Here is a 15,555-nt window from a genome sequence, read left to right as displayed (position 1 = left end):
TCGCCTTGCCGCTGGCCCGCCCGGGCCGCCAGGCCGGTCATCACTTCTCCTCGTGGTACTCATCGTCCACGTTGATCGCCCAGATTCGCGCCTTGTCCACCCCGCCCGTCGCGATCTGCCGCGCGGCCTCCCTTGCCGTCAGCATCGAGTGATCCTGGTTGTTGTAGCGGTGCATGCCGTTGCGTCCGGTCAGGAACAGGTTGGGCACTGCGTCCAGCGCGGCCTGCAGCGCATCGAATCGCTCGTAGGCCTCGCCGAAGTAACCGGGATAGGCTTTGGGTACGCGGATGACCACGGTGTCAGCCGGGGCGTCGGCCCGTGCCAGCCCGATCTCGACCATCTCGCGGTGCGCCAGCGCGCTCATGTCGGCGTCGGGAAGCGTCCACAGCGGGTCGCCTTCGCTGCAGAAGAACTCCAGTCCCAGCCATGTCATGTCCGGGTCGGCCACCATGAACGGGCTCCAGTTGTTGAACACCTGCACGCGGCCCACGTTCACGCCTGGCTCCTGGATATAGATCCAGTTGTCGTCCAGCTGGCGCTGGATGGCCGCCTTCGGATAGAGCAGGCCCACGGTGATGAAGTCGCGGTACGACAGGGCTGCGGCAATGTCGCGAACCTCGGCGGGCCAGGCGTCCGCGGACGCTGCGACAAGGTCCTTGATGGGCATCGTGGAGACGGCATGGGTACAGTCGACAGCGTGTGTGTTGCCATCGCTATCCCGATAGCCGACGGCGCGCACTTGTCCATCGCGGATGTCGACGCGGTCTACCTTGCATCCCATCAGCAGCGTTCCGCCGCGCCTGGTAAAGCGCCGCGCCGCCGTCTCCCACATCTCGCCGGGGCCGTGCTTGGGATAAAGGAAGCTTTCGATCAACGAGGTCTGTTCGGCCTGTTGGCCCCTGCCCAAGGCCTTGCGCAGTGCGTGCGCCATGGCCTTAGTGATCGACAGGCTTTTGATGCGCTGTGCGCCCCAGCTGGCGCTGATCTCGCTGCAGGGTACGCCCCACACCTTCTCGGTGTATTCCTTGAAGAACTGCAGGTACAGGCGCCGGCCGAAGCGGTTGACCATGAAGTCTTCCAGTGACGCCTCAGGCCGGATCGGGAGCAGGTGTGCCCGGACGTAGCTCAGGCCGAAGGTGAAGACCTTCCACGGTCCAAGCTTCAGCAGGCTGTCCAAGCCAAGTTTGAGCGGGTAGTCGAAGAAGCGCTTGTTAAAGTAGATACGCGACAGCCGGCTGCGGACAAGCAGCACGCCGTTATCGCTTTCACTTGCGGTAGCCGCCGGCAGGCCGGCACTGGCGCCCTGGTACCGCAGCTCCCGCGCGGCGGCCGGGTCCGAGGGCTCGGCGACCGGCATCAACGCGCGCCACCAGTCCATTACCCAGTCGGACTTCGAGAAGAACCGGTGCCCGCCGATGTCGATCCGGTTGCCGTGGTGCTCCACCGTGCGCGAGATGCCGCCAACCTGCCGGTCGGCTTCCAGGATGGTGATATCGGTGATGCCCGCGTCCTGCAGTTCCAGTGCGGCAGTCAGGCCCGCCGGGCCCGCGCCGATGATGACGACCGAGTGCCCACTCAAGCCATCTTCTCCTGCACTGGAGCGCCGCGCGGGCTGGCTGCGAACAGCAGCGATTTTCTGGCCAGGTAGTTGAAGGCGAAGGTGGCGCCCGCGGCGCCGAGTTTGACCAGTTCCGGCAGCAGTCCCAGCCGTGTTACGCCGAGCCACAACACGAATTGGGTGAGTCCCAGCCCGGCGAGGCCGATGGCGATGAAGGCCAGAAATTCCAGTGCCGGTGCATCGGCGAACGTGCGCGCCCGGAAGACCCAGCGGATGCTCAGCACATAGGCAACGATTCCGCCGGCGACGAACCCGATGGATGCAGACCACGCGAGCCCCACGTCCAGCAGACGCAGGCACGCGGACAGCGTGGCGAGGTCAACCACCAGCGCAAGCAGCGAGGCGGCGAAATAGCGCACGAGGACGAGCCGGAGGATCCGGACGGGAAGCGGTGAATTCATGGACGGTCTATCGAGGGCCCCTATCGGGATTGTGACAGATGATCTGCCTGCGGGCTGCTGCGGGGCGTTCGAACGAATATCAGCATGAGTGTCACCCCATCAAGGCGCGACGGTGCAGTTGCCCGTGTCCATGTCGCACGTGGTGATCCGGGTGCCGGGGTTTCTGGGCGTGCCCGTGATGTCTACTCCGATCGCGGTCGCGGTGATCGCCGCGCTGCAGGCTTCCAAGGGAGCGGGCTCCGGTTCCTGCTGCATGTGCAAGGTCGCGAGAGCGAAGTTGGCGTAGCTCTTCATCTCGGCCTGGCACGCACCTTCCGCTGCACGGATGCGGTAGTCGTTGTAGGCCGGCAGGGCGATGGACGCCAGGATGGCGATGATCGCAATCACGATCATCAGTTCGATTAGCGTAAAACCACGCGCGGTCCTGGACATGACGTCCCCTGTTTAGTTCCCCGAAAGTAATGACGCAAGTAGCGGGCCAATTCTGGCGCCATCTAGGCGGTGGGGATTCCTAGTGCTTGAAATGTGCTGGCTGCCGCAGTGGAGTGTCTGCTCTTTCGGGGGGAAAAAAACAAGGCCCCTCTTTTGAGGGGCCTTGTTCCGCACCGTATGGAGTCGTTGACTTAGACGGACGGGGTCATCGAGCAGGTAGCGTTATCGGCTTCACAAACGGTGGGAGCCGAGCCCGGATCTACGGGGCTGAAAGTGATGGCCGCGGAACCTTCGACGTCGCCCGAGGTCAGCGCAACACCCCCGGTGCACGCGACGTTCCGGGGGGCGTCGACGGTCATGCCCGACTGGACTGCTGCCACGGCCGAGTTCATGTAGGCCTTGGCCTCAGCCTGACAAGCACCTTCCGCCGAACGGATGCGGTAGTCGTTGTAAGCCGGCAGCGCAATGGCAGCCAGGATGGCAATGATCGCAACCACGATCATCAGTTCGATGAGGGTAAAGCCCTTCTGCATCTTCATGGTGTATCCCCTAGGAGTTGATATGGGTACTTCACGTGCAGCGATGCCGGCTTGGGTTCCGGAACCGATGCTGCCGTGCGACGCCGCACGTGCAGTGAAGTGTATGCAGAACCCGTGCCAGTTGGTGGCTTCCGGGGCCGGATGAACAGATGTGCAACCGGATTCACGGTCTCGGCTGTCACTGGCGGGAATTAGGAGACGCGTTACGTCACTTTTTACCTCGGGAAGTGACGTTGAATGTCAGTGTTTGCGCCTCTCTTGTGACGCGTATCGCGTATTCGGTTTGGGGACGTCCGTGAGATGCGCGAGCCGCAGTCGAGCCGGTATCGCGAAACTGGTCACATCTTGACGGCGGCCGGGCGAAGTGGCCGCCCATGTATGGCGTCCACCAGCATGGCTGCGTGGCCAGCTTGCGATACCAGCGGCACCACGCGGATCGCAGTGCTCTCGCGATCCACGGCCGCCAGCGCAACACCCAAAGCTTCCGCATGGGCATGGCTGCGTGCGATCAGCTCTTCAGGAGTGCGGCCGCGCTGCGCCAGCATCGGCCCCACGTGGGCGTAGTCGATGTGGTATGCGGGACGTCGCGCATAGTCGTCGGCACCGGACAGGGCCAGTCCACCTGGCGGCAGGGCGCCCACGAGGATCGGGCCCGTCCATGACAGCGCGCGCTTTGCCTCCGGGGTGCGTGCAAGGTCTGCAGGGTCGATGTCCAAGGCGCGCACCAGCTCGATGTGGTTGCCCATGCCCACGAGGTAGACGGGACGCAGGCGCGCCAGCATCGCGATGGCGTACGCCAGGAACAGCAGCTGGATCAACACGACCACGGCGATGTCCATGCGCAAGCGGCGCTTGCTGCTGCGGTAGACCAGCCACGTGAGCACAGGGCCGGCCGCCAGTACTGCGGCAAACAGCAGCACGAGGTGACGATCGATGCCGGACAGCGGAAGCAGGGCGCCGGGGTACCAGAAGAACACCGGCACCGCCAACACGGCGCCGATCGCGGCGATGCTGGCGGCAAGGTGGACCAGCGCGGCCTTGTGGCGGGCCGGATCGCGGGTTGCGGTGGATTCCATGATCAAGCTCGGCAAAAGAGTTGGCGCGCCGAGCTTAGCCGCTGGAATGTTCCATGGGGGCGCCAACGGCGGCTCAGTCGATGCCGAGCTTCTTGAGCTTGTAACGCAGCGCCCGGAACGTGATTCCCAGCGCCGCAGCGGCCTTGGTCTTGTTGTACCGGCTTTCCTGCAGCGCCTGCTGGATGGCGGCGCGTTCGATCTCTTCTATATAGGAAGGCAGGGCGCTTGACGCAGTCTCGCGCGGGTTCATCGCACCCGGCGACTGTGCGCCGCTCCCCGGCATCGGCGGCAGCCGCCCCGGCGAACTGATGTTGTTCCCACCCGGCAGGCGCAGGTCCGCGGCGGTAATGCTGTCACTGTCCGCCAGCGCCATCGCGCGCTCCAGCACGTTCTCGAGCTCGCGCACGTTGCCCGGGAACGCGTACGCCGCCAGTGCGGCCAGCGCCTCGGGCCCCAGCTTGGGCGCGCTGCGGTGCATCGCCTGCGCCAGCCGCGCGAAGATCGCGTCGGACAGGATCGGCAGGTCGCCGTCGCGGTCGCGCAGCGCCGGCACGTGCAGTTCGATCACGTTGATGCGGTAGTACAGGTCGTGCCGGAAGCTGCCGGCATTCACCAGGGCGTTCAGATCTTTGTGGGTGGCCGAGAGGATGCGCACGTCGACATCGATCTCGGTCGATGCGCCCACGGGGCGGATCTTCTTTTCCTGGATGGCGCGCAGCAGTTTGACCTGCATCGCCAGCGGCAGCTCGGCCACTTCGTCCAGGAACAGGGTGCCGCCGTCGGCGCTCTGGAACAGGCCGGGCTTGTCGGCATGGGCGCCGGTGAAGCTGCCCTTGCGGTGGCCGAAGAACTCGCTTTCCATCAGTTCGGTGGGGATCGCGCCGCAGTTGACCGGCACGAAGGGGCTGTTGGCGCGTGCGCCCTGGGCGTGGATGGTGCGCGCCACGAGTTCCTTGCCGGTGCCGGATTCGCCGCTGATGTGCACCGGCGCCTGGCTGCGCGAGACCTTGGCGATGGTTTCGCGCAGGGCGACCATCGCTGGCGAGCCGCCAAGCAGGCGGCCGGCCTCTTCGGGCTGGGCGGCGCGGCGGGCGTTGAGTTCCAGCGCCTGGCGCACAAGGCCGCGCAGCACGTTGATGTCCACCGGCTTGCTGACGAAGTCGAAGGCGCCGGCCTTCAGCGCTTCCACCGCGGCTTCGACATTGCCGTAGGCGGTGATCATCGCCACGGGGGTGTCGGGGAAGCGGGTGGTGATGTCGCTGATCAACTCCAGTCCGGAGCCGTCGGGCAGGCGCATGTCGGTCAGGCAGAGGTCGTAATGGTTGGCGGCCAGCAGTTCGCGGGCGGCGCCCAGGTTGGCGGCGGTATCGGTGCGCAGCCCCATGCGGCCCAGGGTCAGCACCAGGAGCTCACGGATGTCGTGTTCGTCGTCGACGATGAGGGCGCTGCGGGTTTCAGTCATGGTTGATCTGGGGTGGCCGGTCCGTGGTGACCAATTTTGGCACTTTTTTACTTAGTGTGACGAGTGTCAAAAAGTACAGGGGGAGGGGGATTGCTTTTGTGGGAGCGGCTATAGCCGCGATTGGCCCATTCCGGCCAGGTCCTATCGCCGCTATAGCGGCTCCCGCAAAAGCTGTTGCTCCCATAAAAGCGGAACTATGGCCGCTCCAGCATCACCGATCCGCCGCGCAGGGTGATCCGGAAGCAGGCGCCGCCGCCGGGCAGGGAGACGTATTCGAGGCGGGCATCGTTGGCGCGGCAGAGTTCGTGGGCGATATACAGGCCCAGGCCGGTGCCGTGCTCGGAGGTGGTGAAGAAGGGCCGGAACAGTTGGTGGCTGACGGCGTCGGGGATGCCGGGGCCGCGGTCGCTGATCTCGATCACCGGGTTGCCGTCGAGCAGGTCGGCATTGATGGTGATCCGCGCGGGTTCGCCGGGCTGGTGGCCGTGGCGCACGGCATTGTTGGTCAGGGAGGTCAGCACCTGCTGCAGGTGGCGGGGGTCGACCATGGCCGGTACTTCGGGCCGACGGCCGGCCTGGCGCAGGGCGGCGTTGTCTTCGGGGCAGGTCTGGCGGTAGTCGGCGATGAAGGCGCGGACCTGGCCTACAAGATCCACGTTCTCGGGCTGGGCGCGCTCGCGGCGGGCCAGGCTCAGCACGCTTTCGACGATGGTGTTGGTGCGCATGCACTGCTGGTGGACGATCTGCAGCAGGCGGCGGTCGCTGTCGCCGATGTCGCGCGATTCCTCCAGCAGCTGGGTGGCGTAGCTGATCGCGGCCAGCGGGTTGCGGATCTCGTGTGCGAGGCTGGCGGAAAAGCGGCCCATGGCGGCGAGCGTCAGGGATTCTGCGCGGCGCGAGACCAGGGCGGTGTCGTCGAGAAAGATCAGGGTGGTGTCGTCGGTCGCCAGCAGGCGGGTGAAGCGCGGCAGCACTTCATTGCCGTCATCGCCGATGGTCAGCGGGGTGTCGTCGGTGTCGCCGCTGCGGCGCCATTCGGCCACGCGCATGGCCAGCGCCGGCGACAGCTGGGGCAGGGTGCGCGGGGTTTCGCCGCGGATCTCGGCGCCGGCCTGGCCCAGCAGGATGCGGGCGGCCTCGTTGGCCATGCGGATGTGGCCGCGGCCGTCCACCATCAATACGCCCACGCGCATGCGGCGGATGATCAGTTCGTTGACCTCGGCCAGGTTGGCGGCCTCGGCGCCGCGCCTGTGCGCCAGCGTCCGGCTGTCGCGCATGTCGCGGCCAAGGAAGTTGGTCAGGGTGGCCATGGCCAGGTAGCTGACCGAGAACATCAGCACTTCGGCCAGCGGCCGTTCGCGGATGGGGCTGCCGCTGATGATGACCATCACGTACTGCGCGACCAGAGCGCCCGAGGCCAGGGCGGCGGCGGCCAGGCCCAGGTGCAGGGGCATCAGCAGGGCCGCGGCGCCGACGTTGAAGAGCAGCATCATCGCGATGCCGGGGCCGGCGTGGGGCAGGGCGTGGGTGGCCAGCGTGGCGACGGCGATGTCGATCAGGACGCCGAACACCACCTGTGCGGGCAGCGGGACCGATGCGCGCCCGGACAGCACAAGCAGCACCGCGGAGGCGATCAGGTAGGTGGCCGCGACGGCGGTGGCCAGGGCCGGATCCCGCGCGTCGCCGCCGAACACGCCCTGCAGCGGGCCGAAAACGGCCAGCGCCAACAGCGCGGCTTCAAGCGTGCGGTACAGGGCCAGCAGGTAGAGCTCGCGTCTCATGAGGCGATCGGGGGCGGCTATCGGCACGCGGGCGGGCTCCTGGGGCATCGGGGCACTATAATGGTTGGCGCTGTGTCCCACTTTCCCACGACGGACCCCACATGAACTTCCACGAGTACCAGGCGAAGCAGCTGTTTGCCGAATACGGCATTTCAGTCCCGGCCGGGCGTGTCGCCCGCACCCCCGAAGAAGCGGTTGATGCTGCCAAGGCCATTGGCGGCGACTTCTGGGTGGTCAAGGCCCAGATCCACGCGGGTGGCCGCGGCAAGGCGGGCGGCGTGAAGCTGTGCCGCACGCTCGACGACGTGCGCGAGCACGCCAAGGGCATGCTCGGCCAGAAGATGGCCACCTACCAGACCGCCGGCGTCGAGCTGCCGATCGATTCGGTGCTGGTCACCCAGGCCACCGATATCGCCAAGGAGCTGTACCTGTCGGTGCTGGTGGACCGGTCGACACAGTCGATCACCTTCATCGCGTCGAGCGAAGGCGGCATGGACATCGAGCAGGTGGCCGCCGAGACGCCGGAGAAGATCCAGTCGCTCAACGTCAACTTCATCCAGGGCCTGCAGCCCTACCAGTGCCGCGACATGGGCTTCGGCCTGGGCCTGACCGGCAAGCAGGTCAACCAGCTCTCCAAGATCATGATGGGGCTGTACAAGCTGTTCAACGAGAAGGACCTGGCGCTGGTCGAGCTCAACCCGCTGGCGATCCTCACCGACGGCACGCTAGCCGTGCTCGACGGCAAGGTCGACTCCGACGACAACGCCTCGTTCCGCCACCCGGAACTGGTCGCCCTGCGTGACATCCGCCAGGAAGACGAGACCGAGGTCAAGGCCAGCCAGCACGACCTGAACTACGTGACCATGGACGGCAACATCGGCTGCATGGTCAACGGCGCGGGCCTGGCGATGGCGACGATGGACGTGATCCAGCTCGAAGGCGGCTCGCCGGCGAACTTCCTCGACGTCGGCGGCGGCGCCACCAAGGAGCGCGTGACCGAGGCGTTCAAGCTGATCCTCTCGTCCGACGACGTGAAGGCGATCTTCGTCAACATCTTCGGCGGCATCGTGCGCTGCGACATGATCGCCGACGGCATCATCGCCGCGGTGAAGGAAGTCGACGTCAAGGTGCCGGTGATCGTGCGCCTCGAAGGCACGAACGTGGACGCCGGCAAGGAGCTGCTGAAGAACTCCGGCCTGGCGATCACCCCCGCCGACGACATCAACGACGGCGCCCGCAAGGCCGTTGAAGCCGCGAAGGCTGCCTGACCCCCATTTCCTGTGGGATACCCCATTTCCTGTGGGAGCGGCTACAGCCGCGATAAGCCTCGCCAAGAGCGATCGCAGCTATAGCTGCTCCCACAGTCAGAAGATGAAGAATCGAGGAATCCAATGAGCGTTCTCGTCAACAAGAACACCAAGGTGATCGTGCAGGGCTTCACCGGCACGCAGGGCACCTTCCACGCCGAGCAGATGCTCGAGTACGGCACCAAGGTCGTGGGCGGCGTCACGCCCGGCAAGGGCGGCACCGAACACCTGGGCCTGCCGGTCTTCAACACCGTGGCCGATGCCGTGGCCGACACCGGCGCCAATGCGTCGGTGATCTACGTGCCGCCACCGTTCGCGGCCGACGCGATTCTGGAAGCGGCCGATGCGGGTATCCAGGTGATCGTGTGCATCACCGAGGGCATCCCGGTGCTGGACATGCTGCGCGTCAAGAAGACCCTGGTCACCACCTACCCGGACACCGTGCTGGTGGGCCCGAACTGCCCCGGCATCATCACCCCGGGCGAGTGCAAGATCGGCATCATGCCGGGCCACATCCACATGCCGGGCAAGATCGCGATCGTCTCGCGCTCGGGCACGCTGACCTATGAAGCGGTCAAGCAGACCACCGACGCCGGCCTTGGCCAGTCGACGGTGATCGGCATCGGCGGCGACCCGATCAACGGCCTGAACTTCATCGATTGCCTGAAGCTGTTCCAGGACGATGCGCAGACCGAGGGCATCATCATGGTGGGCGAGATCGGCGGGTCGGCCGAGGAAGAAGCCGCCGAGTTCATCGCGCAGTACGTGACCAAGCCGGTGGTGGGCTTCATCGCCGGTGCGTCGGCCCCCAAGGGCAAGCGCATGGGCCACGCCGGCGCGATCGCGTCGGGCGGCTCGGGCACGGCCGAAGGCAAGTTCGCCGCGATGGAGAAGGCCGGTGTCACCACCGTGCGTTCGCCGGGCGACCTGGGTGCCGCGATCGCGAAGCGCCTGGCGGGCTGATCGCCTGCCCTTTGTGGGAGCGGCTATAGCCGCGATCGCCGCCATAGCGGCTCCCACAAAAGCTGTTCTGGAAGCTCCCGCAAAGCGTGTCAGAGCAACTGCGCAAAGAGTCCGAAAAAGGCCGCCTCCGGGCGGCCTTTTTCATGCCTGCGTTTGACGCGCGGCCAAATAATGCGCATGATCGATGCGCACCCGATGGGAGATCGCCATGCGCATTCGTGAGGACTACGCCGGCTACGGCAAGCGCGCCACGAACCTCAGCGTCAACGAGGGCCTGCTCGAGGCCGCCCGGGCGCTGAACATCAACCTCTCCGCGACCCTGGAGAAAGCGCTGGACGCCGAAATCCGGGCGCGCAAGCGGGAGCAGTGGCTGGATGAAAACCGCGAGGCGATCGCCGCGTACAACCAGCGCGTCGCCCGCGATGGCGTTGCCGGCGATCATGTGCGTGCGTTCAAGGCGTCGCGGGAGACATGAGCCAGTTCTGGGTCTTTACCAATGCCGACGCAGCGTCGCGGCGTTCCATACTGTGCTGGCTGAACGTCCAGAGCGATCTGATCGATACTTCCGAGTCCCGAGTGGTCGTACCCCTGATCGCGCCCGAGTCCGCGGGACCGGCCATCGGCAACCTGATGCCGATCCTGACCGTCGCCGGAAAGCCGATGGTGATGGACACGGCACAAATCACCAACGTGCCGATGCAGATGCTCGGCAGGCGGCTGGCGGACCTGTCTTCCGATCGCCTGGCCATCATCGGCGCGCTGGACTTCCTGACGCATGGGATCTGACATGACTGAAACGCTCCGCATCGCCCTGGCCCAGTTCGACTTCCCGGTCGGCGACGTTGCCGGCAACACCACGCGCATCGCGATGATGATCGCCGAGGCGCGCGACGAGTACGGCGCCGACATCGTGGTGTTCCCGGAGCTCGCGGTCAGCGGCTACCCGCCCGAGGACCTGCTGATGCGCCCGGCCTTCCTTGCCGAGTGCGAGCAGGCGCTGCGCACCATTGCCGACGCGGCCACCGGCATCGTCGCCATCGTCGGCTGGCCGGAGTCGGCCGGCAGCGTGCTCTACAACTCCGCCAGCGTGCTGCGCGAGGGCCGCATCGAGCGCACCTACCGCAAGCGCGAGCTGCCCAACTACAACGTCTTCGACGAGCGCCGCTATTTCCACGCCGATCCCGACGGCGGTTCCTGCGTGTTCCACGTCAAGGGTGTGCCGGTGGGCCTGCTGGTCTGCGAGGACCTGTGGTTCGTCGAGCCCATCGCCGACACCGTGGCGTTGGGGGCGGAGCTGGTGCTGGTGCCCAACGCATCGCCCTTCGAGCGCGGCAAGCACGCGCAGCGCGACGCGATGATCGCCGCGCTGACCCGCGACCACGGCGCCGCGATCGCCTATCTCAACGTGGTCGGGGGCCAGGACGCGCTGGTGTTCGACGGTTCCTCCGTGGTCGCCGACGGCGACGGTACGGTGCACCCGGCCGCGGCGGCCTTCACCGACCAGTGGCTGGTGGTGGACTACGACCCCGTGCGCCGCGCCTTCATGCCCACCGTGTGGATGGACGACGGCGACGAGAGCATGGACGCGCTGGCCTGGCGCGCGGTGGTGCGCGGGATCCGCGACTACTTCGGCAAGAACGGCTTCAAGCGCGCATGGCTGGGGCTGTCGGGCGGCATCGATTCGTCGATCGTGCTGGCGATGGCGGTCGAGGCGCTGGGGGCGGAAAACGTCACCGCGGTGCGCATGCCGTCGCGCTACACCGCCGGCCTGAGCAACGACCTGGCTGCCGAGCAGTGCAGGGAGCTGGGCGTGGAGATGATGACCGTGCCGATCGAGCCGGCGTTCGAAGGCCTGCTGGCGAGCCTGGGCGATGCGTTCGAAGGCCACGCGGTGGATGTCACCGAAGAGAACCTGCAGTCGCGCGCGCGCGGCGTGATCCTGATGGCGCTGTCGAACAAGCTCGGCGGGCTGGTGCTGACCACCGGCAACAAGAGCGAGTACGCGGTGGGCTACGCCACGATCTACGGCGACATGTGCGGTGCCTATGCGCCGATCAAGGACCTGTACAAGACCGAGGTCTATGGCCTGTCGAAGTGGCGCAACACGGTGGGCGGCGCGCCCGTGATCCCGCCGGCGGTGATCGCGCGACCGCCTTCCGCGGAGCTGCGCGACAACCAGCTGGACCAGGATTCACTGCCGCCCTACGACGTGCTGGATGCGATCCTGATGCGATTCGTCGACCAGGAGCAGTCGCGCGACGAGGTCTGTGCAGCGGGCTTCGACGCGGCGACCGTGGACCGCGTGGTGGCGCTGGTGCGACGCAGCGAGTGGAAGCGCCAGCAGGCCGCGCCCGGGCCCAAGATTTCCCGCCGCGCCTTCGGCCGCGAACGCCGGTATCCCATCACCAACAAGTACCCGCACTAGTCCGCGAGGGCTTTTGTAACTTTATGTGGGAGCCGCTATAGCGGCGATTGCAGCCTGGCCGCTTCCACGGGAATCGGGGTTTTTCGCGGCTATGGCCGCTCCCACGAAAATGCTACTGGATCGCGGACTTTTCGCTTGCGAAGGGGTTGAGCTTGCGGATCGTCCAGGGGTAGTCCGGCCAGTTGCCCGTCAGGTAGGGGTGGTCGGGCTCGTTGAGTTCGAGCACGCGGCGCGCATCGGCGGCCAGGGTCTGGTTGCCCAGCTCGGTGTAGGCGGCGGTCAGCACGGCGACGGCGTCGTTCTGGTATTCGCTCTGGGGATAGGTCTCGAGCAGGTAGCGCGCGCGCTCGGCCGCGGCGACCCAGGCGTCGCGGCGCATGTAGTACAGCGCGGTTTCGATCTCGTGGCGCGCGAACATGTTGCGCAGCTCGGCCATGCGGTTGGCGGCGTCGGCGGCGTAGCGGCTGTTGGGGTAGCGCTCGGTCACGATGCGCAGGTCGTTGTAGCCCTGCAGCGGCGTGGCCAGGTCGCGGCGGCTGGCGTCGAGGTTCCAGGCGCGCTGCAGGAACACCGTGTCGCGGGTGGAGTTCACCAGGCCGCGCAGGTAGTACACGTAGGCGACGTTGCGGTGCGTGGGATAGGTGCGGATGAAGCGGTCGATCGAGGACACGGCGTCATCGTGGCGGCCCATCTTGAACTGGGCATAGGCGATTTCGATCATCGCCTGCTCGGTGTACGGGCCGTAGGGATACTGCGCGACCAGGCGGCGATAGGTGTTGGTGGCGCCGCTCCAGTTGCCGCCGCGCATCAGCGCGTGGCCCTTGTCGTAGAGGACTTCGACTGCCACGCCTTCGTTGGCGTCCTCGTCCTTGAACATGTTCTTCATCCGTGCGCAGCCGGAGGCGGCGAACACGGCCAGCAACACGAGCAGCAGTGCGCTGCGGAACAGGGTGGTGCGTCGGGTCATGGTGCATCCGGGACGGGAAAGGCGTGAAGCGGGGATAATAGCAGCCAGCCCCGGCCCGCCAGCCGCCACCGACTGAACCCGAGCCGACCCCATGACCGACGACTTCCCCGCTGCCGCCGCCGAAGACGCGGACGCCGCCCCCGAGGCCCCCCGGGCTGCCCGGGTCCCCGATGCCATGGCCGGGCGCCGCTTCGACGCGGTGCTGGCGGAACTGTTCCCCGAGTTCTCGCGCTCGCGGCTGGCCACCTGGGTGAAATCCGGCGATGTCCTGCTGGACGGCGCCACCGTGCGCCCGCGCGAAGCGGTGCGCGGCGGCCAGGAGATCCTGCTGACCGCCACCCTGGAGACCCAGGTCCGCGCCGAGCCCGAGGACATCCCGCTGAGCGTGCTGTACGAGGATTCCGAGGTCCTGGTGATCGACAAGCCGGCTGGCCTGGTGGTCCACCCGGGCGCCGGCAATCCCACGGGTACCCTGGTCAACGCCCTGCTGTTCCGCGACCCCGCGTTCGCCGCGGTGCCGCGGGCCGGCGTCGTCCATCGCCTGGACAAGGACACGTCGGGCGTGATGGTGGTGGCGCGCACCCTGCAGGCGCAGACCTCGCTGGTGGCGCAGCTGTCCGCGCGCGACGTGCACCGGCAGTACCTGGCGGTGGTGGTGGGGGCGCTGGTGTCCGGGGGCACGATCAGCGCGCCGATCGACCGCCATCCGCGCGACCGCCTGCGCATGGCGGTGCGTGACGACGGCCGCGAGGCCACCACCCACTACCGGCTGCAGGAGCGTTTCCGCGCCCACACGGCGCTGGAGTGCCGGCTGGAAACCGGGCGCACGCACCAGATCCGCGTGCACATGACGCACCTGAAGCACCCCATCGTGGGCGACGCGCTCTACGGCGGCGCCGTGAAGCTGCCACGCGCGGCGCCGGACTCGCTGGTGGCGGCGCTGCGCGGCTTCCGCCGCCAGGCCCTGCATGCGCAGGTGCTGGAGTTCGTGCATCCGACCACCGGCGAGCCGGTTCGCTGCGAGGCGCCGGTGCCCGAGGACATGCTGGCGCTGATCCGCGAGCTGCGCGCCGATGCCGCTGCGCACGCCGTCACCGGGGCGGGAGTCCGCCGGTGAACGCGGGCGGTGTGGGGCGCGGCCATGGCGGCGCGGATCCGGCATCGCTGCGCCGGGCATGGATCGAGGCCGACTGGCCGGCGCCGCCCGGCGTGCGCGCGCTGGTGACGCTGCGCCGCGGCGCGGGCGCCTCGATGGTGCCCTTCGACCGTTTGAACCTGGGCAATGCGCGCGGCCAAGCCGGCGACGATCCCGTCATCGTGGCCGCGAACCGCGCCGAGCTGGTGGATCGCGCGGAGCTGCCTTCGGCGCCGCACTGGCTGCGCCAGGTGCACGGCACTGCCGTGCTGCGGGTCGACGCGCCCTTGCCGCCGGGCAACGCGACCACCGAGCGCGGACGCATGGCGGCGGAGCCGGAGGCCGATGCCGCGGTCACGGATGTCCCCGGCGCGGTGCTGGCCATCCTGACCGCCGACTGCCTGCCGGTGGTGCTGGCCGCGCGTGACGGCAGCGAGGTCGGCGCCGCGCATGCGGGGTGGCGCGGTCTGGCGGCGGGCGTGCTGGACACCACGGTGGCGGCGATGCACTCCCCGCCGCGCGATCTCGTGGCCTGGCTGGGTCCGGCCGCGGGCCCCGCTGCCTATGAAGTCGGCCCCGAGGTGCGCGATGCCTTCGTGGCCGGTGATGCAGGGGCCGATGCGGCGTTCGTGTCCACGCGCCCGGGCCACTGGCACGTCGATCTGTACGCCCTGGCGCGTCGCCGGTTGCAGGCCGCGGGCCTGGCCGCGGCGGACATCCACGGCGGCGTGCTGTGCACGATCACCGATCGCGCGCGGTTCTATTCCCACCGGCGCGACGCACGCACCGGCCGCATGGCCACGCTGGCGTGGTGCGATCCGCGTTGACCGGCAATCGATGCAGGCGGGGATTGATCCGGGCGCTGCGATAATGGCCGTTGTTTCCCCCCACAGGAATCCGACCATGACCGATACCCTGGGCGGCGCCACCGCCGCTGTCGCCGCGCGCGATCCTGCTACCGCAGGCTTCGTCTTCAACCACACCATGCTGCGCGTCAAGGACGCGCGTGCGTCGCTGGATTTCTACACCCGCGTGCTCGGCTTCAGCCTCTTGCGCAGCAACGATTTCCCGGAGGCGGCGTTCTCGCTGTACTTCCTGGCGCTGGTCGATGACCTGTCGGCGATGCCGGAGGAGCCGGAGGCGCGCCAGCACTGGATCGCCGGCCTGCAGGGCGTGCTCGAACTGACCCATAACCATGGCACCGAAGACCAGGACGGGCCGGTCTACCACGACGGCAACAGCGAGCCGCGCGGCTTCGGCCACATCTGCCTGAGCGTGCCCGACCTGCGCGCCACCTGTGCGCGCCTGGAGGCGCTGGGCGTGCCGTTCCAGAAGCGCCTGGAGGACGGGCGTATGAAGCACCTCGCTTTCATCAAGGACCCGGACGGCTACTGGATCGAACTGATCCAGCCTTCGCCGCTCGACTGACGCTTTTTTCACCACGTCGGG

15 protein-coding genes and 1 pseudogene are annotated in these 15,555 nt (G+C 67.4%); 8 read left to right on the top strand and 8 right to left on the bottom strand.

From position 1 onward, the window contains the following. Positions 1-40 precede the first annotated feature (40 nt). The 7 genes and pseudogenes from ACW5F0_RS05780 to ACW5F0_RS05750 form a co-directional block, all read right to left on the bottom strand. Positions 41-1,579, bottom strand: a complete 1,539-nt coding sequence (locus tag ACW5F0_RS05780; RefSeq protein WP_456999262.1) for an NAD(P)/FAD-dependent oxidoreductase — start codon at positions 1,577-1,579, stop codon at positions 41-43. Beyond that, on the bottom strand, positions 1,576-2,019 hold the full coding sequence (locus ACW5F0_RS05775; RefSeq protein ID WP_456999261.1) for a GtrA family protein: 444 nt from the start codon (positions 2,017-2,019) through the stop codon (positions 1,576-1,578). The genes ACW5F0_RS05780 and ACW5F0_RS05775 overlap by 4 nt, the downstream gene beginning before the upstream one ends. 320 nt (positions 2,020-2,339) lie before the next feature. After that, a pseudogene (locus ACW5F0_RS05770) lies at positions 2,340-2,451 on the bottom strand (prepilin-type N-terminal cleavage/methylation domain-containing protein); the annotation flags it as partial. 191 nt (positions 2,452-2,642) lie between these two features. Next, complete coding sequence (locus ACW5F0_RS05765) at positions 2,643-2,990, bottom strand: prepilin-type N-terminal cleavage/methylation domain-containing protein (RefSeq protein ID WP_456999260.1); 348 nt, start codon at positions 2,988-2,990, stop codon at positions 2,643-2,645. A gap of 338 nt (positions 2,991-3,328) precedes the next feature. Continuing rightward, positions 3,329-4,066, bottom strand: coding sequence for a hypothetical protein (locus tag ACW5F0_RS05760; protein WP_456999259.1), 738 nt, complete (start codon positions 4,064-4,066; stop codon positions 3,329-3,331). A gap of 73 nt (positions 4,067-4,139) precedes the next feature. After that, positions 4,140-5,528: a sigma 54-interacting transcriptional regulator gene (locus tag ACW5F0_RS05755; protein WP_456999258.1), complete on the bottom strand. Its 1,389-nt coding sequence runs from the start codon at positions 5,526-5,528 to the stop codon at positions 4,140-4,142. Positions 5,529-5,722: 194 nt separating this feature from the next. Beyond that, positions 5,723-7,309: a sensor histidine kinase gene (locus ACW5F0_RS05750; protein WP_456999257.1), complete on the bottom strand. Its 1,587-nt coding sequence runs from the start codon at positions 7,307-7,309 to the stop codon at positions 5,723-5,725. A 101-nt stretch (positions 7,310-7,410) separates the two neighbouring features. Here ACW5F0_RS05750 and sucC point away from each other — a divergent pair, with 101 nt between their 5' ends. The 5 genes from sucC (at position 7,411) to ACW5F0_RS05725 (ending at position 12,004) form a co-directional block, all read left to right on the top strand. After that, complete coding sequence (gene sucC, locus ACW5F0_RS05745) at positions 7,411-8,577, top strand: ADP-forming succinate--CoA ligase subunit beta (RefSeq protein ID WP_456965052.1); 1,167 nt, start codon at positions 7,411-7,413, stop codon at positions 8,575-8,577. Positions 8,578-8,700: 123 nt separating this feature from the next. Continuing rightward, a complete protein-coding gene (sucD, locus tag ACW5F0_RS05740) occupies positions 8,701-9,579 on the top strand; it encodes a succinate--CoA ligase subunit alpha (RefSeq protein ID WP_456999256.1) in 879 nt (292 codons plus the stop codon). Between the two features lie 208 nt (positions 9,580-9,787). Beyond that, positions 9,788-10,054 (top strand): type II toxin-antitoxin system CcdA family antitoxin, encoded by a 267-nt coding sequence (locus tag ACW5F0_RS05735; protein ID WP_456965054.1) that lies wholly within the window; start codon positions 9,788-9,790, stop codon positions 10,052-10,054. Next, positions 10,051-10,365, top strand: coding sequence for a CcdB family protein (locus tag ACW5F0_RS05730; protein WP_456999254.1), 315 nt, complete (start codon positions 10,051-10,053; stop codon positions 10,363-10,365). The genes ACW5F0_RS05735 and ACW5F0_RS05730 overlap by 4 nt, the downstream gene beginning before the upstream one ends. Before the next feature lies 1 nt (position 10,366). Beyond that, positions 10,367-12,004, top strand: a complete 1,638-nt coding sequence (locus tag ACW5F0_RS05725; RefSeq protein WP_456999253.1) for an NAD+ synthase — start codon at positions 10,367-10,369, stop codon at positions 12,002-12,004. Positions 12,005-12,116: 112 nt separating this feature from the next. Here the strand turns inward: ACW5F0_RS05725 and ACW5F0_RS05720 are convergent, their stop codons facing one another. Continuing rightward, on the bottom strand, positions 12,117-12,971 hold the full coding sequence (locus ACW5F0_RS05720) for an outer membrane protein assembly factor BamD (protein WP_456965057.1): 855 nt from the start codon (positions 12,969-12,971) through the stop codon (positions 12,117-12,119). A 91-nt stretch (positions 12,972-13,062) separates the two neighbouring features. Between ACW5F0_RS05720 and rluD the strand changes: the two genes are divergently transcribed. The 3 genes from rluD to gloA all read left to right on the top strand — a co-directional run bounded on the left by rluD (position 13,063) and on the right by gloA (position 15,534). After that, complete coding sequence (rluD, locus tag ACW5F0_RS05715) at positions 13,063-14,088, top strand: 23S rRNA pseudouridine(1911/1915/1917) synthase RluD (RefSeq protein ID WP_456965058.1); 1,026 nt, start codon at positions 13,063-13,065, stop codon at positions 14,086-14,088. Between the two features lie 47 nt (positions 14,089-14,135). Next, positions 14,136-14,933, top strand: coding sequence for a peptidoglycan editing factor PgeF (gene pgeF / locus ACW5F0_RS05710; protein WP_456999486.1), 798 nt, complete (start codon positions 14,136-14,138; stop codon positions 14,931-14,933). Positions 14,934-15,009: 76 nt separating this feature from the next. After that, positions 15,010-15,534: a lactoylglutathione lyase gene (gene gloA / locus ACW5F0_RS05705; RefSeq protein ID WP_456999252.1), complete on the top strand. Its 525-nt coding sequence runs from the start codon at positions 15,010-15,012 to the stop codon at positions 15,532-15,534. Positions 15,535-15,555 lie beyond the last annotated feature (21 nt).

It is taken from the genome of Luteimonas sp. A534 (assembly GCF_054072805.1).
The sequence above is the reverse complement of the archived record's forward strand: the minus strand, read 5'-3'. Positions and strand labels throughout refer to the sequence as shown.